At 72.2% G+C, this 26,963-nt stretch carries 26 protein-coding genes; 14 read left to right on the forward strand and 12 right to left on the reverse strand.

Annotation, left to right across the window (positions count from 1 at the left end):
* Positions 1 to 314: 314 nt before the first annotated feature.
* Positions 315 to 968: a uridine kinase family protein gene (locus ACZ7MG_RS36225; protein WP_471389954.1), complete on the reverse strand. Its 654-nt coding sequence runs from the start codon at positions 966 to 968 to the stop codon at positions 315 to 317.
* 173 nt (positions 969 to 1,141) lie between these two features.
* Here ACZ7MG_RS36225 and ACZ7MG_RS36230 point away from each other — a divergent pair, with 173 nt between their 5' ends.
* The 3 genes from ACZ7MG_RS36230 to ACZ7MG_RS36240 all read left to right on the forward strand — a co-directional run bounded on the left by ACZ7MG_RS36230 (position 1,142) and on the right by ACZ7MG_RS36240 (position 3,523).
* Positions 1,142 to 2,524 carry a peptidase C39 family protein gene (locus tag ACZ7MG_RS36230; RefSeq protein ID WP_471389957.1) on the forward strand — a complete coding sequence of 461 codons (1,383 nt, stop codon included), beginning with the start codon at positions 1,142 to 1,144 and terminating at the stop codon, positions 2,522 to 2,524.
* Positions 2,525 to 2,613: 89 nt separating this feature from the next.
* Positions 2,614 to 2,760, forward strand: a complete 147-nt coding sequence (locus ACZ7MG_RS36235; protein ID WP_471389959.1) for an SCO1431 family membrane protein — start codon at positions 2,614 to 2,616, stop codon at positions 2,758 to 2,760.
* A 103-nt stretch (positions 2,761 to 2,863) separates the two neighbouring features.
* Entirely contained in the window at positions 2,864 to 3,523 is a 660-nt protein-coding gene (locus ACZ7MG_RS36240; RefSeq protein ID WP_471389962.1) for a TetR/AcrR family transcriptional regulator, read from the forward strand.
* Positions 3,524 to 3,575: 52 nt separating this feature from the next.
* Here ACZ7MG_RS36240 and ACZ7MG_RS36245 read toward each other — a convergent pair whose 3' ends face one another.
* Positions 3,576 to 4,823, reverse strand: coding sequence for a glycoside hydrolase family 18 protein (locus ACZ7MG_RS36245; RefSeq protein WP_471389965.1), 1,248 nt, complete (start codon positions 4,821 to 4,823; stop codon positions 3,576 to 3,578).
* A 380-nt stretch (positions 4,824 to 5,203) separates the two neighbouring features.
* Between ACZ7MG_RS36245 and ACZ7MG_RS36250 the strand changes: the two genes are divergently transcribed.
* Positions 5,204 to 6,382 carry an acyl-CoA dehydrogenase family protein gene (locus tag ACZ7MG_RS36250; RefSeq protein ID WP_471390005.1) on the forward strand — a complete coding sequence of 393 codons (1,179 nt, stop codon included), beginning with the start codon at positions 5,204 to 5,206 and terminating at the stop codon, positions 6,380 to 6,382.
* Between the two features lie 404 nt (positions 6,383 to 6,786).
* On the opposite strand, the gene ACZ7MG_RS36255 is transcribed toward ACZ7MG_RS36250, so the two are convergent.
* A complete protein-coding gene (locus ACZ7MG_RS36255; protein WP_471389967.1) occupies positions 6,787 to 7,230 on the reverse strand; it encodes a hypothetical protein in 444 nt (147 codons plus the stop codon).
* 267 nt (positions 7,231 to 7,497) lie between these two features.
* Here ACZ7MG_RS36255 and ACZ7MG_RS36260 point away from each other — a divergent pair, with 267 nt between their 5' ends.
* The 4 genes from ACZ7MG_RS36260 to fxsA all read left to right on the forward strand — a co-directional run bounded on the left by ACZ7MG_RS36260 (position 7,498) and on the right by fxsA (position 11,681).
* On the forward strand, positions 7,498 to 7,938 hold the full coding sequence (locus ACZ7MG_RS36260; RefSeq protein ID WP_033532524.1) for an Lrp/AsnC family transcriptional regulator: 441 nt from the start codon (positions 7,498 to 7,500) through the stop codon (positions 7,936 to 7,938).
* A gap of 107 nt (positions 7,939 to 8,045) precedes the next feature.
* Positions 8,046 to 9,650 carry an amidohydrolase gene (locus ACZ7MG_RS36265; protein ID WP_471389970.1) on the forward strand — a complete coding sequence of 535 codons (1,605 nt, stop codon included), beginning with the start codon at positions 8,046 to 8,048 and terminating at the stop codon, positions 9,648 to 9,650.
* A 602-nt stretch (positions 9,651 to 10,252) separates the two neighbouring features.
* Entirely contained in the window at positions 10,253 to 11,050 is a 798-nt protein-coding gene (locus ACZ7MG_RS36270; RefSeq protein ID WP_471389973.1) for a polyprenol monophosphomannose synthase, read from the forward strand.
* A 52-nt stretch (positions 11,051 to 11,102) separates the two neighbouring features.
* A complete protein-coding gene (gene fxsA, locus ACZ7MG_RS36275) occupies positions 11,103 to 11,681 on the forward strand; it encodes an FxsA family membrane protein (RefSeq protein ID WP_471389976.1) in 579 nt (192 codons plus the stop codon).
* Between the two features lie 361 nt (positions 11,682 to 12,042).
* Here the strand turns inward: fxsA and ACZ7MG_RS36280 are convergent, their stop codons facing one another.
* From ACZ7MG_RS36280 to yczE, 4 genes are all read right to left on the reverse strand, one after another.
* The gene (locus ACZ7MG_RS36280; RefSeq protein WP_003977404.1) at positions 12,043 to 12,417 is read right to left on the reverse strand and encodes an RNA polymerase-binding protein RbpA; all 375 of its coding nucleotides are present in this window, start codon (positions 12,415 to 12,417) and stop codon (positions 12,043 to 12,045) included.
* Between the two features lie 266 nt (positions 12,418 to 12,683).
* Positions 12,684 to 14,051, reverse strand: a complete 1,368-nt coding sequence (locus ACZ7MG_RS36285) for an MFS transporter (protein WP_471396313.1) — start codon at positions 14,049 to 14,051, stop codon at positions 12,684 to 12,686.
* Between the two features lie 41 nt (positions 14,052 to 14,092).
* On the reverse strand, positions 14,093 to 14,860 hold the full coding sequence (locus ACZ7MG_RS36290; RefSeq protein ID WP_471396310.1) for a glycerophosphodiester phosphodiesterase: 768 nt from the start codon (positions 14,858 to 14,860) through the stop codon (positions 14,093 to 14,095).
* Positions 14,857 to 15,531, reverse strand: a complete 675-nt coding sequence (gene yczE, locus ACZ7MG_RS36295) for a membrane protein YczE (RefSeq protein WP_471396307.1) — start codon at positions 15,529 to 15,531, stop codon at positions 14,857 to 14,859. The genes ACZ7MG_RS36290 and yczE overlap by 4 nt, the downstream gene beginning before the upstream one ends.
* A 98-nt stretch (positions 15,532 to 15,629) precedes the next feature.
* Between yczE and ACZ7MG_RS36300 the strand changes: the two genes are divergently transcribed.
* Entirely contained in the window at positions 15,630 to 17,129 is a 1,500-nt protein-coding gene (locus ACZ7MG_RS36300) for an SCO1417 family PLP biosynthesis transcription factor (RefSeq protein WP_471396305.1), read from the forward strand.
* A gap of 96 nt (positions 17,130 to 17,225) precedes the next feature.
* On the opposite strand, the gene ACZ7MG_RS36305 is transcribed toward ACZ7MG_RS36300, so the two are convergent.
* Entirely contained in the window at positions 17,226 to 18,776 is a 1,551-nt protein-coding gene (locus tag ACZ7MG_RS36305; protein ID WP_471396303.1) for a hypothetical protein, read from the reverse strand.
* A gap of 37 nt (positions 18,777 to 18,813) precedes the next feature.
* A complete protein-coding gene (locus tag ACZ7MG_RS36310; RefSeq protein ID WP_005485586.1) occupies positions 18,814 to 19,008 on the reverse strand; it encodes a hypothetical protein in 195 nt (64 codons plus the stop codon).
* 271 nt (positions 19,009 to 19,279) lie between these two features.
* On the opposite strand from ACZ7MG_RS36310, the gene ACZ7MG_RS36315 reads away from it, so the two are divergent.
* The 5 genes from ACZ7MG_RS36315 (at position 19,280) to ACZ7MG_RS36335 (ending at position 24,689) form a co-directional block, all read left to right on the forward strand.
* Positions 19,280 to 19,672, forward strand: coding sequence for an ankyrin repeat domain-containing protein (locus ACZ7MG_RS36315; protein ID WP_471396300.1), 393 nt, complete (start codon positions 19,280 to 19,282; stop codon positions 19,670 to 19,672).
* Between the two features lie 302 nt (positions 19,673 to 19,974).
* Positions 19,975 to 21,393, forward strand: a complete 1,419-nt coding sequence (locus ACZ7MG_RS36320; RefSeq protein ID WP_471396299.1) for a HEAT repeat domain-containing protein — start codon at positions 19,975 to 19,977, stop codon at positions 21,391 to 21,393.
* 139 nt (positions 21,394 to 21,532) lie between these two features.
* On the forward strand, positions 21,533 to 22,663 hold the full coding sequence (locus ACZ7MG_RS36325) for a glycosyltransferase family 4 protein (RefSeq protein ID WP_471396296.1): 1,131 nt from the start codon (positions 21,533 to 21,535) through the stop codon (positions 22,661 to 22,663).
* Positions 22,660 to 23,820: a glycosyltransferase gene (locus tag ACZ7MG_RS36330; RefSeq protein ID WP_471396294.1), complete on the forward strand. Its 1,161-nt coding sequence runs from the start codon at positions 22,660 to 22,662 to the stop codon at positions 23,818 to 23,820. Before ACZ7MG_RS36325 ends, ACZ7MG_RS36330 begins: the two co-directional genes overlap by 4 nt.
* Complete coding sequence (locus tag ACZ7MG_RS36335; RefSeq protein ID WP_471396292.1) at positions 23,817 to 24,689, forward strand: SGNH/GDSL hydrolase family protein; 873 nt, start codon at positions 23,817 to 23,819, stop codon at positions 24,687 to 24,689. The genes ACZ7MG_RS36330 and ACZ7MG_RS36335 overlap by 4 nt, the downstream gene beginning before the upstream one ends.
* A gap of 22 nt (positions 24,690 to 24,711) precedes the next feature.
* Here ACZ7MG_RS36335 and ACZ7MG_RS36340 read toward each other — a convergent pair whose 3' ends face one another.
* Genes ACZ7MG_RS36340 through ACZ7MG_RS36350 form a run of 3 tightly spaced genes read right to left on the reverse strand, consistent with a single transcriptional unit; the run spans position 24,712 to position 26,947 of the window.
* Positions 24,712 to 25,584 (reverse strand): 5-oxoprolinase subunit C family protein, encoded by an 873-nt coding sequence (locus ACZ7MG_RS36340; protein ID WP_471396289.1) that lies wholly within the window; start codon positions 25,582 to 25,584, stop codon positions 24,712 to 24,714.
* A complete protein-coding gene (locus tag ACZ7MG_RS36345) occupies positions 25,581 to 26,192 on the reverse strand; it encodes a 5-oxoprolinase subunit B family protein (RefSeq protein WP_471396287.1) in 612 nt (203 codons plus the stop codon). Before ACZ7MG_RS36345 ends, ACZ7MG_RS36340 begins: the two co-directional genes overlap by 4 nt.
* Positions 26,189 to 26,947: a LamB/YcsF family protein gene (locus tag ACZ7MG_RS36350; protein WP_471396284.1), complete on the reverse strand. Its 759-nt coding sequence runs from the start codon at positions 26,945 to 26,947 to the stop codon at positions 26,189 to 26,191. The genes ACZ7MG_RS36345 and ACZ7MG_RS36350 overlap by 4 nt, the downstream gene beginning before the upstream one ends.
* Between the last annotated feature and the right edge of the window lie 16 nt (positions 26,948 to 26,963).

Raw genomic sequence — 26,963 nt, forward strand, 5'->3', positions numbered from 1 at the left:
AAGGTCGCACCTTGGGCATCGTACCTGCGGGTCGCTCGCCCTTCGAAGGGTGCCGCAGCCCTCGTCTTACGAGGTGGGAGCAGACGGGGCGTATTGCGGACGGTGACCGAGGGTGAAGAAAACGTGCCCCAGGAGGTCCGGAAAAGCCGGAGGAGGGCAGAACGAAGCCCCCGATCACGGGGGAACAACCGGGGGCTTCGCGTCTCTGGGCGGTGACGAACGACCGCTCATTCAGAACGTAAGACCTGTACGGCCCCCCGGTCAAGCCGAGTTGGGGCTCTCACGGAACTTCTCCGACAGTCGTCTTCACAAGTTCAGCACATTGCGGATGGTCCGTCACCCTGAGTGAGGTAAGGCCCCGATCCGGGAGTCGTCGCAGGTCCCGCCAGCACCTCGTACCCCGTGCTTCCCGGCCGAATCAGCAGATCGGCGAACGGCCGAGAAGGATCCTCGGCGAAATGCCGCCGTTCCGCCTGGACCCATCCGGCCCAGAAATCCCTCTGTTCCTCCCCGTCCCGCGCCTGCCCCCGCGCCCAGGCACGCTCCTCCGGTACCTCCATCCACACCAGCCGCGCCAGATACGGCCGGAGCGCACGCCGGCCCGCGCCCACCCCCTCGACGACGATCACGGGCGCCGCCGGCAACCCGCGCGCGGGGCCGAAACCGCGCTCACTCCAGTCGTACGGGGCATAGCGTGCGCTCCGCCCGTGCCGCAGCGGCTCGATCACCTGGTCCAGCAGGCGCTCGGTCCACGCGAACAGTTCCTCGTGCGTGGCGATGTCGTCCAGGTGCAGCACCGGGGCCCCGCCGAGCGCACCGGCCAGGCGCCCGGCGAAGGTGCTCTTCCCGGAACCGGCGTGCCCGTCGACCCCCAGCAGCCGGACCGGCCCGCAGGAGGGCGGCAGCCGGCGGAGCCGGGAGGCGAGGTCCTCGACGGCGGGGTCCACGGGGGCGGGGGAGGCGTGCATACGTGGATTGAACACCGTGCCGGGCGCCCCCGGCGCACGCCAGTGGTGTCAACCAATATCGGTGGGCGCGCCGGGGCGCGAGATGCTGGCAGAAGTCCTTCCCCGGCGTCCATAGTGGGCGAACAGCCGTGCGTCTGAACCGTTTCTTCCGGATCACTGGGGGTCTCCCACAGATGACGAGCCTTTCCGAGCCGTCCCGCAGGACCGTCCTGACCGCAGCCGTCGCCACCGCCGCCGCGGCGGCCGGAGGTTCGACGGGTCAGGCCGCCGCCGACACCATGAGCCTCCGGACCGACGCCCCCGCCGGGGCCGTGCGGGCGCCGGCCCGCCTCGTGGACAACCGCTTCTGGACCTCGTACTCCGACTGGCGCTCCGGCAGCGCCCAGGGCACCTGCGCCGTGGCGGGGGAGCGGCCGGGGCTGGTGATCGACGCCCCGCTCGGCACCACCGACTACACCGACCCGCACACCGGGCGGACGGCCACCTGGGAGTACGCGACATGGACCTCGCCGGTCCACGCGCTCACCGTGCCCGCCGTCGAGGTCATCGCGTCCTGGAACGCACGCACCCCGGGCGGCACCTGGATCGCCGTCGAGCTGAAGGGCACGTACTCCGACGGCACGGACACGCCCTGGTACGTGCTGGGCCGGTGGGCGGCCGGCGACCAGGACATCAGACGGACGTCCCTCGACGGCCAGGAGGACGGCAAGAGCAGCGTCTGGACGGACACCTTCGCGATCGATGACCCGGCCACGGGCCTGCGCCTCGCCTCGTACCGTCTGCGGCTGACCCTTCACCGCACACCCGGCACCCGGCTCACCCCCACGGTGTGGCGGCTCGGTGCGATGGGCTCCGACGTGCCCGACCGCTTCACCGTCCCGGCCTCGACGCCGGGCCTCGCACGGGAGCTGAACGTCCCCCGCTACTCCCAGGAGACCCACAAGGGCCAGTACCCCGAGTACGACAACGGGGGCGAGGCCTGGTGCAGCCCGACCTCCTCGCAGATGATCATAGAGTTCTGGGGCCGGAAGCCCAGCGCCGCGGACCTGGCCTGGGTGAACCCGGCGTACGCGGACCCGCAGGTGTGCCACGCGGCCCGGTTCACCTTCGACTACCAGTACGAGGGCTGCGGCAACTGGCCGTTCAACGCCGCGTACGCCGCCACCTACCAGGACATCCAAGGTGTGGTGACCCGGCTGAACTCGCTCACCGACCTGGAGACCCTGATCGCGGCGGGCATCCCGGCGATCACTTCCCAGTCGTTCCTGGCGGAGGAACTCACGGGTGCCGGCTACGGCACGGCCGGCCATCTGATGACGGTGATCGGCTTCACCGCCGACGGCGACGTCATCGCCAACGACCCGAACTCCCCGACCAACGAGGCGGTGCGCCGGGTCTACCGGCGGCGCGAGTGGGAGAACATCTGGCTGCGGACCAAGCGGTACAACGCCGCGGGCAAGGTCGTCTCCGGCACCGGCGGCGTCTGCTACCTGTACTTCCCGGCACGGCCCACGCCCCGCCAGCGCGCGGCGCTCGCGGCGGTGGGCATCGTGTGACCAAGCTCTCGGCCGTGAATCGCCCGCACGGTGGCAAGGTGGACGGAACGGGGGAGTCCACCCCACACCGATCACACCAGCGAGCTGCCATGACCGCGACCTCCGCCCCCACCGCCCGCGTCCGCACCGGCACGGGCGGCCCCGAGGACGACGGCCCGAAGATCGTCGAGTATCTGGCGGGCTGGGTCCTGGTCGTGGTCGTCGCGATGCTGGTGACCCAGCTGGGTCTGCTGTGACCTGAACCGCCGGTCGATTCTGTCGATCAGAGTCGAACAAGCTGGTGGTGAGGGTCTGCCATACTGCGGTTGTCCCGCTGGCAGTTGGAGACCAGGACCGAAATTGAATAGTAGTCAACAGCGTGGAGTCGAACCGCCGCGGGCGCGCGGCACCGACCGATCGTTGGCGCGCCGCGCCGAACTCATCTCCATCGGGCGCAAGTTGTTCGCCGACACCTCGTACGACACGTTGTCGATGGACGACATCGCGCGGCAGGCGCGTGTGGCCAAGGGGCTGATCTACTACTACTTCAAGTCCAAGCGCGGCTACTACCTCGCGATCGTCGAGGACTCGGTGGCCGACCTGATCACCTTTGCCGCGAGCGGCCTCCAACTGCCGTCCGTGGAGCGGGTGCACCGGACCATAGAGTGCTATCTGCGGTACGCGGAGGACAACCAGGCCGCCTACCGCACGATCGTCAGCGGCGGTGTCGGCTTCGACGCCCAGGTGCACGCCATCCGGGACGGCGTCCGCGAGGCGATCGTCGCCACCATCGCCGAGGGCGCCTACGGCAGGAGCGACGTCGAACCGGTGGTCCGCATGGGCCTGTTCGGCTGGGTCTGCGCGGTCGAGGGAGCCACCCTCGACTGGATCGACCGCCCGGAGCTGCCCCGCGACACCATGCGCGATCTGCTCGTCAAGATGCTGGGCGGCTCCCTGCGCGCCATCGAGGAACTGGCCCCGGCCTACCTCGCACCGGGGCCCGCCCGCCGGGACACCTGAACGGGGTGGGGGCCCGCTTCCGACCCCCACCCCAACTACCCTTTCGGGACGACTACTTGATCGCCTTGATCAGCTCGCCGTTCGCCGTGTCACCGCTCAGCTCCCAGAAGAAGGTGCCGCCGAGGCCCTGCGCGTCCTTGTAGGCCATCTTCCCCTTGATGGTTGCCGGGGTGTCGTAACTCCACCAGTCGTCACCGCACTTGGCGTACGCGGTGCCGCCGACGATGCCGTTGGCCGGGCAGGTCTTCTTGAGCACCTTGTAGTCCTCGTAACCCGCCTCGTACGTCCCCGCCGCCGGGCCGGTCGCGGTGCCGCCCGGTGCCGACCGGGTGACGCCGGTCCAGCCGCGCCCGTAGAAGCCGATGCCGAGCAGCAGCTTGGAGGCCGGGATGCCGAGGCCCCTCAGCTTCTTGATGGTCGCGGCGGAGTTGAAGTGCTTGTCGGCGATGCCCGGGTACGGGTACAGCGGCGAGTGCGGGGCGGTCGTCGCGTCCCACGAGCCGAAGTAGTCGTAGGTCATCGGGTTGTACCAGTCGACGTACTTCGCGGCGCCCGCGTAGTCCGCCGCGTCGATCCTGCCGCCCGGCTTGGCGTCGGCCGTGATCGCCGCGGTGACCAGCTCGTTCTTGCCGAATCGTTTGCGCAGGGCCGCCATCAGGTCCTCGAAGGACTCGCTGCCGCTGGTGTCGCAGGTGAGGCCGCAGGCGTTGGGGTACTCCCAGTCGATGTCGATCCCGTCGAAGACGTCCTTCCACTTGGAGTTCTCGACCAGGTCGTAGCAGGAGTTCGCGAAGGCCACCGGGTCCTTGGCCGCCTCGCCGAAGCCGCCGGACCAGGTCCAGCCGCCGAACGACCAGACGATCTTGAGCTTCGGGTGCAGCTTCTTCAGCTTGCGCAGCTGGTTGAAGTTGCCGCTCAGCGGCTGCTCCGCGGTGTCGGCGACCCCGTCCACGGACTCCTCGGCGGTGAACGGCTTGTCGGTGTCCGCCCAGGCGTCGCCGAGCGTGCACTTGCCGTCCACGACGTTGCCGAAGGCGTAGTTGATGTGCGTGAGCTTCTTCGCCGAGCCCGAGGTCTCGATGTTCTTGACGTAGTACTTGCGGTCGTAGATGCCCCAGTCGATGAAGTAGCCGACGACCTTCGAGTCGGTCGCGCGGGGCGTGTGCGGCTTGGGGCCGGGCTTCGCCGGCGTGGCCGTCGCGGTGCCCGCCGAGGCGAGGAGTCCGGCGCCGAGCGCGGCGCAACACGTGGCGGCGACAAGCGTTCTGACGGGGACGCGGGGGCTGTGCGGTCTGAGCATCGTGACTCCGGGGGAGGGGAGCGTGACGGGGAAGGTGCTGCCTGGACCTGCGGTGCCGAATGGGCAGGACGCGGTGGCGCGATGGGCATGAACGCGGTGGCGCGTTGTTGAGGGAGAACGTAGAGGACTAGACCACTGGGGTCAATGGTTCGGACCAATTCCGGCCGGGCGTCGGCGGGTCGCCGAATGTGTCCCAATGAACGCTCGTTAACTGGTGACTCGCTGCTCCGGATCGGGCATACTCCAAGCGCCACCGCCGCTGATCAGCGGCTTCCGTGATCCGGAGGAGGACCATCGGCTGTGGCACGTGAGACCCGGCGGCATCGCCTCATCCCCGGTGCGTGTCCGCCGCAGTGCCCGACAGGGAGGAGAGCGTCGCCATGCCCGACCGCGCCGCGCAGCCGGTGGACCGTCAACTGCCCACGGAAGAGGCCCGGGATCTGATCTCGCTCGTCCGCGAGATCGCGCAGCGGGAGATCGCCCCGCGGGCGGCCGAGGAGGAGGACACCGGCCGCTTCCCCCGCGAACTCTTCGGCCTGCTCTCGGAGTCGGGACTGCTCGGCCTCCCCTACGACTCGGAACACGGCGGTGGCGACCAGCCGTACGAGGTCTATCTCCAGGCCTTGGAAGAGCTGGCCATGGCCCGCCTCACCGTCGGCCTCGGCGTCAGCGTCCACACCCTCGCCTGCCACGCCCTCGCCAACTACGGCACCAAGGAGCAGCAGGTCGAGCATCTGCCGGCGATGCTCGGCGGGGGGCTGCTCGGCGCGTACTGCCTCTCCGAGCCCTCCTCCGGCTCGGACGCCGCCTCCCTGCGGACCAAGGCCGTGCGGGACGGCGAGGACTGGGTGATCACCGGCACCAAGGCCTGGATCACCCACGGCGGTGTCGCCGACTTCTACACGGTCATGGCCCGCACCGGCGGCGAGGGCTCCGGTTCCCGGGGCATCACGGCCTTCCTGGTGCCCGGTGACGCGGAGGGGCTGAGCGCCGCCGCGCCCGAGAAGAAGATGGGCATGAAGGGCTCGCCCACCGCGCAGCTCCACTTCGACGGGGTGCGCGTCGCCGACACCCGGCGCATCGGTGACGAGGGCCAGGGCTTCGCGATCGCCCTGTCCGCACTCGACTCCGGACGCCTCGGCATCGCGGCCTGCGCGATCGGCGTGGCCCAGGCGGCACTGGACGAGGCGGTCGCCTACGCCACCGGACGCCAGCAGTTCGGGCGGCCGATCGCCGACTTCCAGGGGCTGCGCTTCATGCTCGCGGACATGGCGACCCAGATAGAGGCCGGCCGCGCGCTCTACCTCTCCGCCGCCCGGCTGCGCGACGCGGGCCGGCCGTTCTCCAAGCAGGCGGCCATGGCGAAGCTGCTGTGCACCGACGCCGCGATGCGGGTCACCACGGACGCCGTGCAGATCCTCGGCGGGTACGGCTACACGGCGGACTTCCCCACCGAGCGGTACATGCGCGAGGCGAAGGTGCTCCAGATCGTCGAGGGCACCAATCAGATCCAGCGGATGGTCATCGCCCGTCACCTCGCGGGGCCCGAGTCACGCTGAAGGAGCCACGGAAGAAGTCGGACGCGCCGAGCGGGTCGAGGGTGCCGCCGAACTGGTCGAGACCGCTCGGCGGCGTCACCAGCCGCACCCACTCGGGATCGTGACGCCCCGGCAGGGTGCGGCCCCGGTCGGCCCAAGTCCGCATCAGGGCCCGGTAGATGGGCGGGTCCTGATGCTGGACCGACCCTTGCGGAAGCGATTCTGCCGAAGCCGGCACGAAGATGTGACGCCGACTCCCGGTCACCGAAAAAGTTGGGGTCATACCGGTCCAACGCATACGCGGGCGAACCGGTCACCGCTCCCGGGAATCGTGTCTGAGTTCGCGCCGGAACCGAACGGGGCAGGACGAGACCTGCCCGCCGGGGCGCGTGGTGAGACGAACGAGGGCCGAACCGGCCCTGGAATCAGGCCGCTCGGCGCTGATCGGGCTGCTGACGGCGCATCACCGGCACCCGAATCGGGCGCGAGCCCGGGCCGCCGACGTGCGAGAAGGGCTGGGTCCGCCAGTCGAGGCCCTGAGGGAGCGTCAACAGAAGGGCGGTCTCCTGCTCCTGCGGCTCCACGGACTCGTCCGCGGGCCGGGCGTCACCGGCCGAACGGCCCGTACCGGCGCAGACCGTGAGCCCGAACGGGTTCCACGGCGACACGACCAGCGCGTGCTCGGGCAGGCTGTCCTCGTCGGACAGCAGCGCGATGGGCTGGGCGCAGTCCGGGCACATCACCCGGTACATCTCGAAGGTGTCGTACGCGTCGAACTCGTCGTCCGGTTCGACGCCCTCCGGCTCGGGCTCTACGACTGCCTGGAGCCGCTTGGGTGCGGTACGACCAGGACGCTTAAGACTCTGCATGGGATTCTCCCCCTCGGGCTGGGCCGTAAGGCACTGCGGCCTCGACCACAGCAAGCACTTCCCGCCCGGTCCTGGCGGTAATCACGAGGTCATCACGAAGCCTGTTCGGGTGATGTGGTCTTCGTCACATGCCGCTCGCAGATGCCCAGTACGGTGACGATGTCACCCGAATGGCTCACAAGCAACTCTCAGCCACATCACGAACCGGGCATGACCTGCACCGCTCAGGTACCGGAGGAGATCAGGCGCCCTGTAGGTTCTTGCGCCATGGAGGAGCTGGACCGACAGATCGTGCAGCTGCTCGTCGCGGACGGGCGGATGAGCTACACCGACCTGGGCAAGGCCACGGGCCTGTCCACGTCGGCGGTGCATCAGCGCGTGCGCCGACTCGAGCAGCGTGGCGTCATCCGGGGCTACGCCGCGGTCGTCGACCCGGAGGCCGTCGGGCTGCCGATGACCGCCTTCATCTCTGTCAAACCCTTCGATCCCAGCGCCCCCGACGACATCGCCGAACGCCTCGCCGGCGTCCCGGAGATCGAGGCCTGCCACAGCGTCGCCGGCGACGAGAACTACATCCTCAAGGTCCGCGTCGCGACCCCGCACGAACTGGAGGAACTGCTGGCCAGGCTGCGGTCCCTGGCGGGGGTGTCGACACGGACGACGGTGGTGCTGTCGACACCGTACGAGGCGCGGCCCCCGAGGATCTGACGGTCGCCTTCGGCCGTTCACCCCTGTGGGCACAGCCGACAGCGGCGGGTGCCTCGAAACAGCGGCCCAAGTGCATCGCGGCAGCCCCCACACGCGAAACTGTCCCCATGAGTGATCGCACCGCCCCGTCGAAGACCGTGCTGCTCCGCCGCGGAGAAGTTCACAGCCCCGCCGACCCGTTCGCCACCGCGATGGTCGTGGAGCACGGCCAGATCGCCTGGGTCGGCTCCGAGGGCGCCGCCGACGCCTTCGCGACCGGCGTGGACGAGGTGATCGACCTCGAAGGCGCCCTGGTCACCCCGGCGTTCACCGACGCCCACGTGCACACCACCGCCACCGGCCTCGCCCTCACCGGCCTCGACCTCTCCACCGCCCCGTCCCTGGACGCCGCCCTCGTTCTCGTACGGGAATTCGCGGCCGCCCGCCCGGCCGACCGCGTCCTCCTCGGCCACGGCTGGGACGCCGCCCGCTGGCCCGGCGGACGCCCCCCGACCCGCGCCGAACTCGACGAGGCCACCGGCGGACGCCCGCTCTACCTGAGCCGGATCGACGTCCACTCGGCGGTCGCCACCACCGCCCTGCTCGACCTGGTCCCGGGCGCCGACGCCTTCGCCGACGGCCCGCTCACCCGCGACGCCCACCACGCCGTACGCGCCACCGCCCTCGGCGCCATCACCCCCGCCCAGCGCACCGAGGCCCAGCGCGCCGCCCTGGCGCACGCCGGCTCGCTCGGCATCGGCTCGGTCCACGAGTGCGCGGGCCCCGAGATCTCCTCCGAGGACGACTTCACGGGACTGCTGCGGCTCGCCGCCGAGGAGCCCGGCCCGCGCGTGGTCGGGTACTGGGCGGAACGGGACGTCGAGAAGGCACGCGCCCTCGGGGCGGTCGGAGCCGCGGGCGACCTCTTCGTCGACGGCGCCCTCGGCTCGCACACCGCGTGCCTGCACGAGCCGTACGCCGACGCCGCCCACACCGGCACCGCCTACCTGGACGGGGCTGCCGTCGCCGCCCATGTGGTCGCCTGCACCGAGGCGGGCCTCCAGGCGGGCTTCCACGCGATCGGGGACGCCGCGGTGGGCTCGGTCGTCGAGGGAGTGCGCGGGGCTGCCGAGAAGGTCGGCCTGGCCCGGGTGCGGGCCGCCCGGCATCGCGTGGAGCACGCCGAGATGCTCACCCCCGAGACCGTCGCCGCCTTCGCCGAACTCGGCCTCACCGCCTCCGTCCAGCCCGCCTTCGACGCGCTGTGGGGCGGCGAGGAGGGCATGTACGCCCAGCGGCTGGGCACGGAGCGCGCCCGCACCCTCAACCCGTTCGCGGCCCTGCTGCGCGCCGGCGTGCCCCTCGCCTTCGGCTCCGACAGCCCGGTCACCCCCCTCGACCCCTGGGGCACCGTCCGCGCGGCGGCCTTCCACCGCACGCCGGAGCACCGGGTGTCCGTGCGCGCCGCGTTCACGGCGCATACGCGGGGCGGCTGGCGGGCGGTCGGACGGGACGACGCGGGCGTCCTCGTACCCGGCGCGCCCGCGGACTACGCGGTGTGGCGCACCGGCGAACTCGTCGTCCAGGCCCCCGACGACCGGGTCGCCCGCTGGTCCACCGACCCCCGTTCCGGCACCCCCGGTCTGCCCGACCTGAGCCCCGGCGCCGACCTGCCCGTCTGTCTGCGGACCGTGGTGGCCGGGCGCACGGTTTTCGTACGACCGGGCGAGTGATCTCCCGGGACGGCACGCGGCCGGCCGGCACCCGGCGGCGCGCCGCGCGACCTGCGGCTCCGCCCCTCCGACCAGGGCGTTGAGGGAGATTGCGCAGGTCAAAGGGTGGTTGACAGTGGGACGCAGAGGGCGGGTAGGTTCTGCCGGGTCCACCACCGGACGTCCGACCGGGGAACTTCCGCACGGCCGTCGGAGCGCCGCTGGGTCAGGGGTGGTGTGCCGCACCGGCGCACCGCCGCTGGCAGCCAGGCCCAGGGTCCGCGCTCCGGCGAGGGAACGTTCCGGCTCGGTCGGGTAGGTGCGACCCGGGTGGGGCCCGGACGTTCAGTAGACAACGGCTTTCGGTCGACCCGCAGCCAGCGGGCCCCAGGTCGGCCCGAAGGGCGTCGGGCCCCCATCCGCAGCGGTCGACGGCGGACGACATCTGTACTCCGCCCCGCGTTCGCGGCAGATTGGTTCTGTGGCGGCGCACAGGCTACGCGGAGCGCGCTCCCGCACACCCCCTGTTGAATCGACACCCCTCTGGACACCGGCCGACACTCCCGGGCAGGCCGCGGCCACTATGGTGGTCCCCTGCGCACGGAGGACTTGAAGGGGCAGCAGTGAACGACGGCGACGGGACCCTCGCGGCGGAAGGCCAGGAGAGGCGGTTCGGCCCGCTCGGCACGGCCTTGGTGATCATCCCGACCTACAACGAGGCGGAGAACATCAAGGCGATCGTCGGCCGGGTGCGGAAGGCCGTCCCCGAGGCGCACGTCCTGGTGGCCGACGACAACAGCCCCGACGGCACCGGCAAGCTCGCCGACGAACTGGCCGCCGAGGACGATCACGTCCAGGTGCTGCACCGCAAGGGCAAGGAAGGGCTTGGCGCCGCCTATCTCGCGGGCTTCCACTGGGGCATGGACAACGGCTACGGCGTCCTCATCGAGATGGACGCGGACGGCTCGCACCAGCCCGAGGAACTGCCCCGGCTGCTGACCGCGCTCAAGGGCGCCGACCTCGTCCTCGGCTCCCGCTGGGTGCCCGGCGGGCGCGTGGTGAACTGGCCCAAGTCCCGCGAGTTCATCTCCCGCGGCGGCAGCCTCTACTCCCGGGTCCTGCTCGACGTCCCCGTCCGTGACGTCACCGGCGGCTACCGGGCGTTCCGCCGCGAGACCCTCGAAGGGCTCGGCCTCGACGAGGTCGCCTCCCAGGGCTACTGCTTCCAGGTCGACCTCGCCCGCCGCGCCATCAAGGCGGGCTATCACGTCGTCGAGGTGCCCATCACCTTCGTCGAACGCGAGCTGGGCGACTCCAAGATGAGCCGGGACATCCTCGTCGAGGCGCTGTGGCGGGTCACGGCGTGGGGTGTGAGGGAGCGGGTCGGCAAGGTGCTCGGGCGGGACGACAAGCGGGCCTGAGCCTGGTCAGCCCCTTATCCCGTGCTGAGCCGGGGCCAGGCACACTGGGAGCATGACGACTGGCGTTCCGTCCTCGACGTACCCTGCCCGGCCCCGGCGTTCCCGGCTGCGCACGTTTCTGCCCTTGGGTGTCGCCGCCTGGTTGGTGCTGGAGATCTGGCTGCTCACGGTGGTCGCGGGTGCGGCCAGTGGGTTCACGGTCTTTCTGCTGCTCGTCGCCGGGTTCCTCGCGGGGTCGGCGGTGGTGAAGCTGGCCGGGCGGCGGGCGTTTCGGGCGCTGTCCGAGACGCTGCAACAGCAGCAGGGCGGTGGGGGTGCGGCCGAGGCTGGCAAGAGTGAGGGCAATGGGTTCCTGATGCTGGGGGGTCTATTGCTGATGCTGCCGGGGCTGGTGTCCGATGCCGTGGGGCTGGTGTTGTTGGTGCCGCCGGTGCAGAAGGCGTTGGGGCGGTATGCGGAGCGGACCTTCGAGCGGAAGATTCGGGAAGCTGGGTCCGGGTCCCTGGGGGATGCGTTTCAGCAGGCGCGGATGCGTCGGCCCGACGGGAAGGTCGTGCAGGGGGAGGTCATCCGGGACGACGAGGGTCCCGGTTATGGGGATGTGCCGCCGCGTTCACCGCTGACCCGCTGAGTCGTTTTTTCCTCGCCCCCGCCGCCCCTACCCGTCCCATCCTCAAGGGGCTGCGCCCCTTCGACCCCCCTTTTCGCGCTCCGCGCGGGGGTGGGTGGGTAGGTGCGGGTTCGGTGGGGGCTGGTCGCGCAGTTCCCCGCGCCCCTGAAAGGGCCGCAGGCCCTGACGGGCTGCGGCCCTTTCGGGGTGAAAAAGCAGGGGCGCAGCCCCGCTTTTTCAGGGGCGCGGGGAACTGCGCGAGAAGGCCCCCACCGGACCCGCACTCGACAACGAAACCAAAAAAGACCGAGGGCGCCGTACACGTTCGTACGGCGCCCTCGGTCATCGGTTGCGCTGTTGGTCCGCCCGACCCCCGGAGGGGCTACGCGGACTTGCGGCTGTCTCGCGGATGTACCGCGATGTTCATCGCGCCGGAGCGGAGAACCGCGAGGCGCTCTTCGAGGACCTCTTCGAGTTCCTCGCGGGTGCGCCGCTCCATCAGCATGTCCCAATGTGTACGCGCGGGCTTGGCCTTCTTTTCCTCAGGGCCGTCGCCGTCCACGAGGAGTGCCTGGGCCCCGCAGACCTTGCACTCCCACTCCGGCGGAATCTCCGCCTCGACCGAGAAGGGCATCTCGAAGCGGTGCCCCTTCTCGCATGCGTACTCCACGGCCTGGCGCGGAGCCAAGTCGATACCGCGGTCCGTCTCGTAGCTGGTCACCACGAGGCGCGTGCCGCGAAGAGCTCGCTCACTCATGAATCGTGCCTCCCGGGCTTGTCGCCCACAGGACAGGTGTCGCTGTCGTCGTCATCCGGTCAACGTCCGGTCGGCGGTAAAGATTCCCGTTCCGTGTCCCGTTCCGGGTCATGCGTCGCCGTCGTAGCCGCCCTTGTTGTACCCACCGGCGCCCGGTTTGTCACATCTGACAGCAGATGTCACCCAGCGTTTCGGCATCTTTGACGCGCAGTAACGGTACGCCTGGCAGGCCAAACGCGTACACTACAGCCCTTTCGCTCCCGGTGCTAAATCCTGTCCGGTACGGGATTGCCCGCGTCGCTGATCGCCCGGCGCACCGGAACCCTCGCGAGCAGGGCGAATCCCAGGACGAAGAAGGCCACCAGGGAGATGATCGCGTCCCGATAACTTCCGGTCAGCTGGTAGGTCACACCGAACAGTAGGGGGCCCAGCCAGCTCATCCCGCGGTCGCTCATCTCGTACGCGGAGAAGTACTCGGCCTCCTTGCCGGGCGGGACGAGATGGGAGAAGAGGGAGCGGGACAGGGCCTGACTGCCGCCGAGGACGAGGCCGATGCCCGAGGCGAGGACGAAGAAGAAGACGGGCGCCCCGGCCGGGAGGACGTAGCCGGCGGCGAGGATCAGGGTCCAGGCGACCAGGGAGCCGAGGATCGTGCGCTTGGCGCCGTAGCGGCGGGAGAGCCGGCCCATGCCGAGGGCGCCGCCCACCGCCAGGATCTGCACCAGCAGCACGGCCACGATGAGGGTGGACTGCTCCAGGTCGAGTTCCTCGGAGCCGTACACCGAGGCCTGGGAGATCACCGTCTGGATGCCGTCGTTGTAGACGAGGTAGGCGAGGAGGAAGGCGAGGGTCAGCGGGTGGCGGCGCATGTCGCGGACGGTCGCGGCGAGCTGTCGCAGACCCGGGGCCGTCGTTCCTTCCCCGGACCCTTTGGCCTGTCCCTTCGGAGCGCCGCGGTCGCGCAGGCGGCTCAGCGGGATCAGGGTGAAGGCTCCCCACCACAGGCCCGCCGAGGCCAGGCAGATGCGGACGGCCATGCCCTCGGAGACACCGAAGGAGTCGTGGGCGGTGAACAGGATCAGGTTCGCTACCAGGACGAGGGAACCCGCCGCGTAGCCGAAGGCCCAGCCCCGGGAGGAGACGGCGTCGCGTTCCTCGGGCGGCGCGATCTGGGGGAGGTAGGAGTTGTAGAGCATCATCGCCACGGACTGTGCGGCGTTCGCCACGACCAGCAGGAGGCCGCCGAGCAGATAGCGGTCCCCGTCCAGGAAGAACATGCCCGCGGTCGCGGCGGCCCCGACATAGGCGGCGGCTCCCAGGAGCGGCTTCTTGCGGCCCGTGCGGTCGGCCGCCGCGCCCACCAGGGGCATGATCACGACGGCGAGGATCACCGACAGGGACACCGAGTAGGCGAAGAACGAGCCCGCGCGGACCGGTATGCCCAAGGGATGGACGTAACCGTCCGTGTCGGCGGCGGATTTGGCGACCTCGGTCAGATAGGGGCCGAGGAACACGGTCAGCACACTGGTCGAGTAGACGGAGCAGGCCCAGTCGTAGAAGTACCAGCCGCGCTGTTCGCGCCGCCTGCCCGCGGCCTCGTCGGCCTCGTCCGTCCGCACGGTGTCGGTGCCCACCCGTGCCCCTCGCTTCCCCGTGAACGGGCCGCGCGAGGGCGTCAGACCCAGGTCCCCCGGTCCTCAAGCACCTTGCGCAGCGTGTCGATGTGATCGGTCATGATGCCATCGACGCCGAGGTCCAGGAGCCGGTGCATACGTTGCGGTTCGTTCACGGTCCAGACGTGGACCTGCAGCCCGCGCGCGTGGGCGGCGCGCACGAACCGGTGGTCCACCACGGGCACCCCCGACTGGGACTCCGGCACCTGGGCGGCGACCGCCGAGCGTCGCACCGTGGCGGGGATGCCCCACGATCGCAGCCGCAGCCCCAGGACGCCGCTCGTGCCGTACGAGGTGGCCAGGCGCGGGCCGGCGAGGCGCTGGGCGCGGGCGACGCGGGACTCGGAGAACGAACCGACGCAGACCCGGTCCCAGGACTCGGTGCGGGCGATCAGGTTGAGGAGGGGGTGGAGGGCCGGCTCCGCCTTGAGGTCGACGTTCCAGCGGACGTCGGGGAAGGCTTCGAGGAGGTCCTCGAAGAGGGGGACCGGTTCGACGCCCGCCACGCGCGCGTGCCGGATGTCCTTCCACGGCAGGTCCGCTATCCGGCCCGCGCCGTCGGTCATCCGGTCCAGGGTCGAGTCGTGGAACGCGACGAGCTTGCCGTCGAGCGTGGCATGGACGTCGGTCTCGATGTAGCGGTAGCCCGACTCCACCGCCCGCGCGAACTGGGCCATGGTGTTCTCCAGGCCGTCCGCCGCCCCGCCCCGGTGGGCGAAGGCGATCGGGCCCGGGTGGTCGAGGTAGGGGTGGCGTATGAGGGCGGTCACCCGGGCAGTATGGCTCGCTCCGGTGGACCGGCGGCAACGACGGTGCTGCCGGATTCCGAGGGGACGGCGAACAGGCGCAGGAAGAACTGGGCGAGCGGGCCGATGGAGAGCGCGTAGAGGAGGGTGCCCACACCGACCGTGCCGCCGAGGGCGAAGCCGGTCGCCAGCACCGCGACCTCCACGGCCGTCCGCATCAGCCGGACCGAGCGGCCGGTACGCCGGTGCAGCCCCGTCATCAGACCGTCGCGCGGGCCCGGGCCGAACCGGGCGGCGATGTAAAGGCCCGTCGCCACGCCGTTGAGCACGATCCCGGCGACGAGGAGGGGGACCCGTACGGCCATGGTGTGGGCCTCGGGCAGCAGGGCCAGGGTGGCGTCCATGGCGATGCCGACGACGAAGACGTTGGAGACGGTGCCGAGGCCCGGGCGCTGGCGGAGCGGGATCCACAGGAGCAGTACCACCGCGCCGACGACGATCGACACCACGCCGATGGTCAGGCCGGTCAGCTCCGCCAGGCCCTGGTGCAGCACGTTCCACGGCTCCAGGCCGAGGCCCGCCTCCACGAGCAGCGCGGAGCTGGCGCCGTACAGCGCGAGGCCGGTGTAGAGCTGGGTCAGCCGTCGGCCCAGACGGCGCGGCGGCACTCCCTGCGGTAGGTCGTGTCTGCTCAAGGTGTCCCCCTGGTGGTGCGGGTGGCCTGTCGCATGTCACTCTGTGGCTTGGAAAGTGAAGCCATCCATGGCCAATCCGGGGAAGGTGGACTGAAATCATGGCGCAGTGGACTTCGGCGGTCGGCGCGGCTCAGCTCGCGCGGCTGCTCACCTCGCAGCAGGAGCGCCCCGCCGGCCCCGGCACCCGCCGCCCGCCCGCCTACCGCGCGCTCGCCGACGGGATCCGGCTGCTGGTCCTGGAGGGCCGGGTGCCGGTGGCCGCCCGGCTGCCCGCCGAGCGCGAGTTGGCCCTGTCCCTCTCCGTCAGCCGTACGACCGTCGCGGCGGCCTACGAGGCGTTGCGCGCGGAGGGGTTCCTGGAGTCCCGGCGGGGAGCGGGCAGTTGGACGGCCGTCCCGGCCGGGAAGCCGTTGCCGGCGCGGGGACTGGAACCCCTGCCGCCCGAGGCGCTCGGCTCGATGATCGACCTGGGCTGTGCGGCCCTGCCCGCGCCCGAGCCCTGGCTCACCCGGGCCGTGCAGGGCGCGCTGGAGGAACTGCCGCCCTACGCCCACACGCACGGCGACTACCCGGCCGGGCTGCCCGCGTTGCGCTCGATGTTGGCCGACCGGTACACCGCGCGCGGGATCCCGACGATGCCCGAGCAGATCATGGTGACCACGGGGGCCATGGGAGCCATGGATGCCATCTGTCACCTCTTCGCCGGGCGCGGGGAGCGGATCGCGGTGGAGTCGCCGTCGTACGCCAACATCCTGCAGCTGATGCGGGAGGCGGGGGCGCGGCTGGTGCCGGTCGCGATGGCCGACGGCCTGGCCGGGTGGGACATGGACCGGTGGCGCCAGGTGCTGCGGGACGCGGCGCCCCGGCTCGCGTACGTCGTCGCCGACTTCCACAATCCGACCGGGGCGCTCGCGGACGAGGACCGGCGGCGAGGGCTCGTCGACGCGGCACGGGGGGCCGGGACGGTGCTCGTCGCCGACGAGACGATGACCGAGCTGTGGCTCGACGACGATGTGCAGATGCCGCGGCCCGTCTGCGCGTTCGATCCGGCGGGGTCCACGGTGATCACGGTCGGGTCGGCCAGCAAGGCGTTCTGGGCGGGGATGCGGATCGGGTGGGTGCGGGCCGCGCCCGAGGTGATCCGGAGTCTCGTCGCGGCGCGGGCGTACGCGGATCTGGGGACGCCGGTGCTGGAGCAGTTGGCCGTGAACTGGCTGATGAGCACGGGGGGTTGGGCGCAGGCCGTGGACATTCGGCGGGAGCAGGCGCGGGGGAACCGGGACGCGTTGGTGGCGGCGCTGCGGCGGGAGCTGCCGGACTGGGAGTTCTCGGAACCCCGGGGTGGGCTGACGCTGTGGGTGCGTACCGGGGGGCTGTCGGGGTCCCGGCTTGCGGAGGTGGGGGAGCGGGTGGGCGTTCGGGTGCCGTCCGGGCCTCGGTTCGGGGTGGACGGGGCGTTCGAGGGGTATGTGCGGCTGCCGTTCACCGTGGGGGGTGCGGTCGCCGAGGAGGCGGCCGTGCGGTTGGCGGCGGCGGCGCGGCTGGTGCGGGACGGGGCGTCGGGTGGGGGCGAGGGGCCGCGGACGTTCGTGGCGTGAGGGGTTGGTGGCCTGGTGCGCCGGTACGCGGCGGCCTTGGCTGAGCTTGGGGGCGGGTTTCGCTCACCGGTGCTTGCCGGGCGGGCGCGGTAGGCGTCAGGCGTCCGCCACCGCTGCCTTGGTGAGGGTGTCCGGCGGGGTCGTGTGCGGAGGGAGCAGGGCGAGGACCGCCTCGCGGTGGGGGTCGGGGGCGGAGTCGTCGTAGGGGTCCGGGGTGGTGGGGACCTGGAGGCGGAGGGTGGGGGCGGGGCCGAGGCGGGCGTAGCCGCGGCCCGGGGAGACGTCCGGGGTGGGGGTGGTGGGCGGCGCGGCGCCCAGGACGGCTTCGACCTGGGCGGGCGAGGCGGGGCCCAGCACCACGCGCGCGCGGGTGTGCTGCCGTACCGCGTCCGTGAGGGCGTCCATGTGGTCGAACTGTTCGGTGATCACGACGGTGACGTTGACCGCCCGGCCGTGCCGCAGGGGGACCTGGAGGAGGGACTGGGGGTCGCGCCGGCCGTCGGCCGCGGCGAGGTGGGTCAGGACGCTCGGGCGGTCGAGGAGGAGCCAGAGGGGGCGGCTGATGTCGTCCGGCGCGGGACGGCCCGCCTGGCGGGCGAGGTTCGTGGCGATCAGCCGGCGCTCGGTCTCCTGGGACGCCCACTCCAGGCTCGCCAGGGCCCCGGTGAGCCCGCTCTCCACGGCGAGGACCCCGTCACGGCCGGTCAGGCACGCGTGTTCACCGCTGCCGCCGCCCTCGACGACGACCACGTCGCCGTGCTGGAGGGCCTGGAGGGCGATCGAGCGGAGCAGGGTCGTCGTACCGCTGCCCGGTTCGCCCACGGCCAGCAGGTGCGGTTCGGTGGAGCGGGCGCCGGTGCGCCAGACGACCGGCGGTACGTCGCGCTGCTCCTCCCCGCAGGAGACGGGGAGGGTGCGCTGGACGTCGGTCGCGTCGGTGAAGCCGAGGACCGTCTCGCCCGGTGCCGTCACGAAGCGCTGGGCGGCGATGTCGGTGGCGAGCGGGGGGAGGACGGCGACGGTCAGTTCGTTGCCCTCCTCGTCCCAGGTGAAGCGGTACTCGCGGCCGCGGCCCGCCTTGGTGTGCAGCAGTTGCTCGATGCGGGCGCGGGCCTCCGCCTCCCCGTCGGTGAAGTACGCGGGGTAGCGGATCAGCAGATGACTGACGCGGCCGGTGCCGTCGAAGGCGTAGGTGGGGAATGCCTTGTCCCAGGCGCCGCCGTGCGCGTAGAGCGGTTCGGGGTCCTCGGCGGCCGAGAAGTAGGGGACCAGAGCCTCGTAGAGGGACCGCAGACGCTGGGTCTGGGACTCGTCGGGGCCGGTGGGCTCCGCGACGGCCCCGGCCCGGCCCGCCCAGGCTGCCGCCGCCATCAGGGCGATGACGGCGAGCAGCGGGCCGTACGGCACCAGGGTCACGACCAGGACGACCGAGGCCGCCAGGAAGAGCAGGGACCCGCGACGGTCCTTCGGGGTCTCGGCCCATCTGCGGCGCCCGGCGGCGACCAGCCGGCGCAGTCCACGCGTGATCGTGATCAACGGGTGGAGGACGTCGGTGGCGCCGTCGGCCGCCGTCCGGGCCAGCTCCCGGCTCCTGGCGAGGTGCGCGCCACCGGTGCTCAGAATGCGGGGGAGGGGGACCCGGGCCACGGCTGTCTCCTGGGGGTGCGTACGGATGGGGACGGGGTCAGAACTTGATCCCACCGAGGAGGCTCGCGAGGCTCTCGCCGCCCGCTGTGATGCTCGGGGCGATGCCCGTGCTGGCGAGGTAGAAGCCGAACAGCGTGACGACGATGCAGTGCGAGGCCTTCAGCCCGTCCTTGCGGAAGAACAGGAAGACGATGACGCCGAGCAGGACGACGCCTGAGATGTTCAGGATCATTTGGGCTCTCCTGGTTGATGGGGACAGTCACCATGAGTTCTTCCAAGGTCACAGCATGTATCCATACGATAAAAGGTGCGAATGGGTGAAATTCTGAAGATTTCACCTGAGTGGTCGCATCGACGTTGGGCCGTCCGGGCTGGGCTGTTGCGCGCGACGGGACTCGGTGTGATCTTTGCCTCGGCTCTGTCCGCTGATGTGTGCGTCGAGCCAGTACTCTGGCGATTCACCCGTTCGGCTCGAAGTGCGTATGTGAGAGGTGGTCCCGGCGATGAGCGAAGCCCTCGATCCCGAGGTCGTGGAGCTGGCGACCAAGATCTTCGATCTGGCCCGCAAGGGCGAGACCGAGGCGCTCGTCGCGTACGTGGACGCGGGGGTTCCGGCCAACCTCACCAATGACCGCGGCGACTCGCTCGTGATGCTCGCCGCGTACCACGGTCACACCGACGCCGTACGGGCCCTCTTGGCCCGTGGCGGTGAGGCGGACCGCGTCAACGACCGGGGTCAGACTCCCCTCGCCGGGGCGGTTTTCAAGGGTGAGGAGGGTGTCGTCCGCGTCCTCCTGGAGGGCGGGGCCGACCCGGTCGCGGGCACTCCGAACGCGATCGACACCGCACGGATGTTCGGTAAGACAGAACTGCTCGAACTGTTCGCAACACACTGATCCACATGTTCTGACCAGGCAAAACACGAAAGACGGGGGAGGCGGTACGGGGCCGCCGGAAATTTCGGTCGCGGCAGGAAGAACCGCCGGGTCATCATGACGTCGTGATTCACGGACATGATGGCTGGGCAGGTGTTGCCGCACCGCGTGGGCCGTGACGCGGTCCGCATGGGCCACCGACGAGAGGCAGAGGAAGATGGTCTACAGCAAGCAAGAGACGGCGGGCGCCCCGACGTGTTGTCACGCGGCCTGGTGAAGCAAGATCCCCGGTCGCGTCGACGCTTGATGTGAGGCTGTTTCCCATGTTCGAACCGGTCATAGCGCCCAGCGGTACGCTGCTCGGCCTGCTGCAGCGGGGCCGCGGCGACGGCACCCTGCACGCGCTCACCGCCCCGCGGGCCGAGGCGCTCGCGGCACTCAACCACTGTGTGCTGAGCGACCCCCGCCACGACTGGCAGGTGGAGAACCGCTCCCTGTACTACGCCCGTCTCTACCTCGACCTGAGCGGCGAGCTCGACGAGATCGAGCGGCACCTCTTCGACGCCGAGGACGTGCTCGACACCTGCGAGTCACGCACCGGACTCGCCCTCGCGGTCCTCGGGCACCTCGCCTCGTACGGCAGGCGGGACGCGCTCGACCTGCTGCGCAGGTACGCCGCCGTGGGCACCAGCTGGGCCTGGGCCCTGGACGAGCTGGCCCTCCGGGACGACGACGAGGGGCTGCGCGCCCTCGCCGAACCCGTCCTGGCCCGTTTCACCACCGATCCGGAGGGCGAGGCCGAGCTGGCCGCCGCCGTCCGTGACGCCTTCGAGCCCCGGCCCTGGCGGCTGTGGGCCGACGATCCCCGCGAAGCCGTCGCCACCCGCGTGCGTGCCGCGCAGGAGACCGGCTGCTTCGACCGCTGGCAGCGGCAGATGCGACCCAGCGGGCCCCGCCCGGGGTGGAGCGTCCAGGCCGTGTTCGAGTGGGCCCAGCAGGGCATCGAACGCGGAGCCGTCCTCCATGTGCCGGCCGCCCGGTGCCTCACCGCGGTCGCCGGACCCGAGGACCGGCCCGAGATCCTCGCCGCCGCCCGGTCCGGGGACGACGGCGCCCGCTGCACCGCTCTGCGCTACCTCGCCGACGGCAACGATCCCGACGCCCTCGAACTGATCGAGGGCGCCGTGACCGACGGGACGACCATGGTCGTGGAGGCCGCCGTCGACGCCTTCGAACGGATGCGCAGTATGGCCGCCGTCGACCGGGCCCGAGGCTGGGTCCACCGGCCCGACCCCCTGGGCGCCGCCGCCGGACGCATGCTCGCCTGTCTCGGCGGAACCAAGGACAGCGACCTGGTGCTGGGCGCGCTGCGCGAGGCCGTACGGGGCGAAGGGCCCGACGCGCCGACCCTGTGGACGCTCGTCGACGGCACCGGCCGCCTCGGCATCGTCTGCGCCGCCCCCGTCCTGCGCCATATCTACCGCGAGACCGCCTCGTCCCATCTCCGGGGCCGGGCCGCCCGCGCACTCGCCGCCACCGACCCCTCCTTCCCGGCGGGCTTCGCCGTCGAGTGCCTCTGGGACTGCGAGGAGACCACCCGGGAGATCGCCGCCCGGCACGCCGAGACCGGTGACACGCGCGTGGTCGACCAACTCCGCCGGCTGGCCGCCGACCCGGCCGAGGAGGCCGAGGTCCAGACAGCCGTACGCAGCCGAATCGGTCCTGACATGCCCGCAGTGTGAACATCGGGTGACTCGGAAGTCAGAAGGGCATGGACGTGGTCTGACCTGGACATGTGTGCAGCGCAACGCTCATGGGACGTTTCCCGACCGGAAAGATCCACGTTGACGCGGCCACGTCCAGCCCGACGACAACACGGGTATGCGTGTCGTCATAGTGACCGAGTCCTTTCCCCCCGATGTGAACGGCGTGGCCCACTGCGCCCTGCAGACCGCGCGCCACCTTGTCGCGCGGGGGCACGCCCCGCTCGTCGTGGCCCCGGCCACCGCCCAGGGAACCGGAGCCGGAGCCGATCTCCAGGCGCCGTGCCCCGTCGTCCGCGTCCCCTCCCTACCGCTCCCCGGCTACCCCCAGGTCCGGGTCGCCCTGCCCAGCCGCCGGGTCGCCGCGGCGATCGTCGAGCACCGGGCCGACATCGTCCACCTGGCCAGCCCCTTCGTCCTCGGTGTGCGCGGCATGGCCGCCGCCGCCCGCCTCGGTGTCCCCGCCGTCGCCATCTACCAGACCGACCTCGCCGGGTACGCCCGTACCTACGTCCACGCCGGTGAGGCGGCGGCCTGGCGGCGCATCCGCTCCGTGCACGCCGCCGCCGACCGCACCCTCGCCCCGTCCAGCGCGGCCCTGCGCGACCTGGAGGCACACGGAGTGCCCCGGGTCAGCCTGTGGCCGCGCGGCGTCGACACCGTCCGGTTCCGCCCCGAACTGCGCGACCAGGCACTGCGCCGCGAACTGGCGCCGAACGGCGAGGTGATCGTCGGCTACGTCGGCCGCCTCGCCCCCGAGAAACAGATCGAACTGCTCGCCGGGGTCTGCGGCCTGGACGGCGTGAAGGTCGTCGTCGTGGGCGACGGGCCCAGCGAGCCCGGACTGCGCGAGACCCTGCCCGGCGCCGTCTTCCTCGGCCGCCGCACCGGTGACGAACTCGCCCGGATCTTCGCCTCGTTCGACGTCTTCGCCCACACCGGGCCCTTCGAGACCTTCTGCCAGACCGTGCAGGAGGCCATGGCCAGCGGGGTGCCCGTCGTGGCGCCCGCCGCCGGAGGCCCGCTGGACCTCGTCGTCCACGGGCGCACGGGGCTCCTGGTCCCGCCGCGCGACGCGACCGCCGTACGCGCCGCCGTGGGGGCGCTGGTCGCCGATCCGGCGCTGCGGGCCGCGTACGGGGCGGCCGGACGCGCCATGGTCGAGGGGCGCACCTGGACGGCCGTCGGCGATCAGCTCATCGGGCACTACGCCGATGTGCTGACGGCGCGGACGGTGGTGGCCGCATGAGCGGGACCGGCTCCCAGAAACTGCGGATCGTGCGGCTCGCCAACTTCGTCGCGCCCTCCTCGGGCGGTCTGCGGACCGCGCTGCGGGAGCTGGGCAAGGGGTTCGAGGCGGCCGGGCACGAGGCCGTGCTCGTCGTCCCCGGCGAGCGGTACACCGACAGCGCCACCGAACAGGGGCGGGTCATCACCCTCCCCGGACCGCTGCTGCCGGGGACCGGCGGCTACCGGGTCCTCGTCGACAAGCGGCGGGTGGCCGGCCTGCTGGAATCGCTGGCGCCCGACCGGCTGGAGGTCTCCGACCGGACCACGCTGCGCTGGACGGGCAAATGGGCCCGGCGGGCCCGGGTGCGCGCCGTGATGGTCTCGCACGAGACCGCCGACGGCGTCCTGCGGACCTGGGGCCTCTCCGAGTCGATGGCCCGGCGGACCTCCGACGCCCTCAACGTCCGCACGGCCCACACCTATTCGAAGGTGGTGTGCACCACCGAGTTCGCCGAACGGGAGTTCGTGCGGATCGGTGCCCGGAACGTCGTCCGGGCACCGCTGGGCGTCGACCTCGTGGGACGCCACCCGGAGCTGCGGGACAAGGCGCTGCGCGAGCGGTACGCGCGCGAGGACGAAGTCCTGCTGGTGATGTGCTCCCGGCTGTCGGTCGAGAAGCGGCCCGGCACGGCCGTCGACGCGCTGGAGGCCCTGGTACGGCGCGGGCGGCGGGTCCGCTTGGTCGTCGCCGGCGACGGGCCGCTGCGCGGCAGGCTCGAACAGCGGGCCGAGGGGCTGCCGGTCGCCTTCCTCGGGCATGTCGGCGACCGCGACATGCTGGGCGCCCTGCAGGCCTCCGCCGATGTGGCCCTCGCCCCCGGACCTGCTGAAACGTTCGGGCTGGCCGCGCTGGAGGCCATGGCCTGCGGTACCCCCGTGGTGGCCAGCTCCTCGTCCGCGCTGCCGGAGGTCATCGGGTCGGCCGGGGCCACGGCGGCCGACAACGGGGAGGCCTTCGCGGACGCCGTCGAACTGCTGCTGGACCTGCCCGGGGACGACCGCCGGGACGCGGCACGCGCGCGTGCCGAGTGCTTCGGCTGGCAGACCGCGGTGGACGCGTTCCTCGCCGCGCACGACGCGACCGTCGGGCGCACGGTGCGGGAGGGCGTGGGATGAGAGCCGCACGGTTCGTGGCCCTCGGCGACTCCCTGACCGAGGGCGTGGGCGACCCCGTCGAAGGCGGTTGGCGGGGCTGGGCCGCGCTGCTCGCCGAGGGGCTCGGACCGGACGTGGGGTCGGGTGTGGGGCTGGGCGTGGAGTTCACCAACCTGGCCGTCAGTGGCTCCCAGACGCGCGACGTGCTGGACCGGCAGCTGTCCGCCGCGCTCGCGCTCGGCCCGGACATCGCCTCCGTCGTCATCGGCGTCAACGACACCCTGCGCTGCACCTTCGACATCCACGCCGTCGCCGCCCGCCTCGACACGATCTACGGCGCCTTCCGGGAGCGCGGCGTGGTCCTGCTCACCGCGTGCCTGCCCGACCCCGGGGCGATGCTCGGTCTGCCCGGGGCGCTCGCCCGGCCCCTCGCCCGGCGGCAGCGGGCCGTCAACACCGTCGTGCACGCCCTGTCCGAACGCCATGGGGCGGTGCATCTGCACGCCTCGGAGGGCGCCTGGCTCACGGACCGCGCGATGTGGAGCGCGGACCGGCTGCACCCCGGCGAGCGGGGGCACCGGCAGCTCGCCCTCCGCTTCCACGCCCTGCTCACGGAGGCCGGGATCGCCACGGGCCCCGCGCCGTCCGCCGAGCCCGGGTTCGCGGCGCCCACGCGCGGCGCCGGCGTCTGGTGGCTGGCCACCGCGGGGACGGGCTGGGTGGCCCGGCGCTGCACCGATCTGCTGCCGCAGCTCCTCACCCTCGCCGCCGCCGAGGTCCGCCACAAGGCGCGCGGCACCAGCGCCCGCCTCGACCTGTCCGCCTCCCACGCGGTGGCGGCGGCCCTGGCGGCCCTGTCCGTCCCCGAGCAGCGGCCGGAGGTGGCGTGAGGCGCCGGGACCGGGGCGCCTGTCAGCGGCGGTGCCGTACGGCCACGAACCGCACCGGTGTGCCCGGTACCGCCTGGGCGGCGCCGGGCAGGTCCACCGGGTGGACCACCGCGATCACCGGGTAGCCGCCGGTGGTGGGATGGTCGGAGAGGAAGACGACCGGGCGGCCGTCCGGAGGCACCTGGACGGCACCCAGCACCATGCCCTCGCTGGGGAGTTCGCCCGCCCGGGACCGCTCCAGGGCGGGCCCCTCCGTACGCAGCCCGATGCGGTTGCTCGCCGAGGAGACGGCATAGGGGTGCCGGGTGAGGGTGCGCAGCGCCGCGTCCGTGAACCAGTCGTCGCGCGGGCCCAGGGTGACGCGCAGCACCAGCTCCGAGGGCGGCGCCGGGTGCGGGACGACGTCCACGCGCGCGGGGAGCACACCGGGGCGGCCGAGCGGGAGCACCGTGCCGTTCGTCAGCGGTGGCGGGCCCAGGCCCGACAGCAGGTCGGTGGAGCGGCTGCCGAGCACCGGTTCCACGGCCACCCCGCCGGAGAAGGCCACATAGCCGCGTACGCCGGAGCGGGCCGCGCCCACGTCCAGGAGGGCCCCGCCGGGCACCCTCACCGGCGCGCCCCAGGCCGCCGGACGGCCGTCCACGGTGACCGGGCAAGGGGCGCCCCCGACCGCCACGGTGACCGTCGAACGGGGCCGGACCGAGCAACCGTCGAGGGTGGTCTCCAGGACGGCGGCCTGCGGGGGGTTGCCTACCAAACGATTGGTCAAATCCGCCGCCGGCAGGTCCAGCGCCCCCGAGCGCGGCACACCCAGGTGGGCGTGGCCGGGGCGGCCCCGGTCCTGGACGGTGGTCAGGGCTCCGGCGCGCACCACCACGAGGGCACGGTCCGTCACGGGGTCTCCAGGGGCTTGAAGCGGACCCGGGTGCCCGGCGCCAGTAGAGCGGCCGGCACGCGCGCGTGGTCCCACAGGACGGCGTCGGTCGTACCGATCAGCTGCCAGCCGCCCGGGGAGGAGCGGGGATACACCCCGGTGTAGGGGCCGGCCAGGGCGACCGAACCCGCCGGGACGGCCGTACGCGGGGTCGCCCGGCGCGGGACCTCGCGGGGCAGTCCGGTGAGGTAGCCGAAGCCGGGGGCGAAGCCGCAGAAGGCCACGCGGTACTCGGCCGCCGCGTGGATCCGGGCCACCTCCGCCTCGTCGACACCCCAGTGGGCGGCGACGTCCGGGAGGTCGGGGCCGTCGTACCGTACGGCGATCTCGACGACGTCCTCCGCGCGCGGGGGGACGGGCGGGATGTCCCAGTGGGCGAGGCGCTCGGCGAGGCGGGACGGGGCGTCGAGGCCGTCCAGCAGGACCGTACGGGCGGCGGGGACGATCTCGGCCGCCGCCAGCTCGCCCGTGGTCCGGCGGCGCAGCAGTTCGGCGTGCAGGGCCTCGGCCTCCTCGCCCGTGCCCACCTCGATCAGCAGGGCGCGGTCGCCGACCGGCAGCGCCCTCATGAGAACGCCTCCACGCGTACGCCCGCCGCCGTCAGCCCGTCCCGCACCCGCCGGGCCAGCTCCACCGCGCCCGGGGTGTCGCCGTGCAGACAGAGGGAGCGGGCCCGGACGGGAATGCGCGCCCCGGAGTGGGACGTGACCGCGCCGTCGCCCGCGAGGCCCACCGAGCGGGCCACCACCGCGTCGGCGTCCGTGATCACGGCGCCCTCCTGACCGCGCGGCACCAGGGTGCCCCCGTCCGTGTAGGCCCGGTCCGCGAACGCCTCGGTGACGGCGGGCAGTCCGGCGCCCTCGGCCGTCTTCAGGAACCGCGAGCCGGGCAGGCCGAGGACGGGCAGCGTGGCGTCCGCGAGGAGCACCCCCTCGACCACCGCCGCCGCCTGTTCCTCGTCGTGCACGACCCGGTTGTAGAGCGCGCCGTGCGGCTTCACGTACGACACGCGCGTGCCCGCGGCGCGGGCGAAGACCTCCAGGGCACCGATCTGGTAGGCCACCTCGGCCGCCAGTTCGGCGGGTGGCACGTCCATCGCGCGCCGCCCGAAGCCCGCCAGGTCGCGATAGGAGACCTGGGCCCCGATCCGCACCCCGCGCTCGGCCGCCAGCGCGCAGACGCGCCGCATGGTGGCCGGGTCCCCGGCGTGGAAGCCACAGGCCACGTTCGCGCTGGTGACGACGGACAGCAGCCGCTCGTCGTCGGTCAGCGTCCAGCGGCCGAAGCCCTCGCCGAGGTCGGCGTTGAGATCGATGGAGCTCATGAATCCCATTCTCCTG

It is taken from the genome of Streptomyces sp. NPDC107538 (assembly GCF_055657445.1).

What these genes read in the sequence shown, in the direction of transcription:
- ACZ7MG_RS36225 (WP_471389954.1), bottom strand. Translation starts at nt 968, where the DNA reads ATGCACGCCTCCCCCGCCCCCGTGGACCCCGCCGTCGAGGACCTCGCC.
- ACZ7MG_RS36230 (WP_471389957.1), top strand. Translation starts at nt 1,142, where the DNA reads ATGACGAGCCTTTCCGAGCCGTCCCGCAGGACCGTCCTGACCGCAGCC.
- ACZ7MG_RS36235 (WP_471389959.1), top strand. Translation starts at nt 2,614, where the DNA reads ATGACCGCGACCTCCGCCCCCACCGCCCGCGTCCGCACCGGCACGGGC.
- ACZ7MG_RS36245 (WP_471389965.1), bottom strand. Translation starts at nt 4,823, where the DNA reads ATGCTCAGACCGCACAGCCCCCGCGTCCCCGTCAGAACGCTTGTCGCC.
- ACZ7MG_RS36250 (WP_471390005.1), top strand. Translation starts at nt 5,204, where the DNA reads ATGCCCGACCGCGCCGCGCAGCCGGTGGACCGTCAACTGCCCACGGAA.
- ACZ7MG_RS36255 (WP_471389967.1), bottom strand. Translation starts at nt 7,230, where the DNA reads ATGCAGAGTCTTAAGCGTCCTGGTCGTACCGCACCCAAGCGGCTCCAG.
- ACZ7MG_RS36260 (WP_033532524.1), top strand. Translation starts at nt 7,498, where the DNA reads ATGGAGGAGCTGGACCGACAGATCGTGCAGCTGCTCGTCGCGGACGGG.
- ACZ7MG_RS36265 (WP_471389970.1), top strand. Translation starts at nt 8,046, where the DNA reads ATGAGTGATCGCACCGCCCCGTCGAAGACCGTGCTGCTCCGCCGCGGA.
- fxsA (WP_471389976.1), top strand. Translation starts at nt 11,103, where the DNA reads ATGACGACTGGCGTTCCGTCCTCGACGTACCCTGCCCGGCCCCGGCGT.
- ACZ7MG_RS36280 (WP_003977404.1), bottom strand. Translation starts at nt 12,417, where the DNA reads ATGAGTGAGCGAGCTCTTCGCGGCACGCGCCTCGTGGTGACCAGCTAC.
- ACZ7MG_RS36300 (WP_471396305.1), top strand. Translation starts at nt 15,630, where the DNA reads ATGGCGCAGTGGACTTCGGCGGTCGGCGCGGCTCAGCTCGCGCGGCTG.
- ACZ7MG_RS36310 (WP_005485586.1), bottom strand. Translation starts at nt 19,008, where the DNA reads ATGATCCTGAACATCTCAGGCGTCGTCCTGCTCGGCGTCATCGTCTTC.
- ACZ7MG_RS36315 (WP_471396300.1), top strand. Translation starts at nt 19,280, where the DNA reads ATGAGCGAAGCCCTCGATCCCGAGGTCGTGGAGCTGGCGACCAAGATC.
- ACZ7MG_RS36320 (WP_471396299.1), top strand. Translation starts at nt 19,975, where the DNA reads ATGTTCGAACCGGTCATAGCGCCCAGCGGTACGCTGCTCGGCCTGCTG.
- ACZ7MG_RS36325 (WP_471396296.1), top strand. Translation starts at nt 21,533, where the DNA reads ATGCGTGTCGTCATAGTGACCGAGTCCTTTCCCCCCGATGTGAACGGC.
- ACZ7MG_RS36330 (WP_471396294.1), top strand. Translation starts at nt 22,660, where the DNA reads ATGAGCGGGACCGGCTCCCAGAAACTGCGGATCGTGCGGCTCGCCAAC.
- ACZ7MG_RS36335 (WP_471396292.1), top strand. Translation starts at nt 23,817, where the DNA reads ATGAGAGCCGCACGGTTCGTGGCCCTCGGCGACTCCCTGACCGAGGGC.
- ACZ7MG_RS36345 (WP_471396287.1), bottom strand. Translation starts at nt 26,192, where the DNA reads ATGAGGGCGCTGCCGGTCGGCGACCGCGCCCTGCTGATCGAGGTGGGC.
- ACZ7MG_RS36350 (WP_471396284.1), bottom strand. Translation starts at nt 26,947, where the DNA reads ATGAGCTCCATCGATCTCAACGCCGACCTCGGCGAGGGCTTCGGCCGC.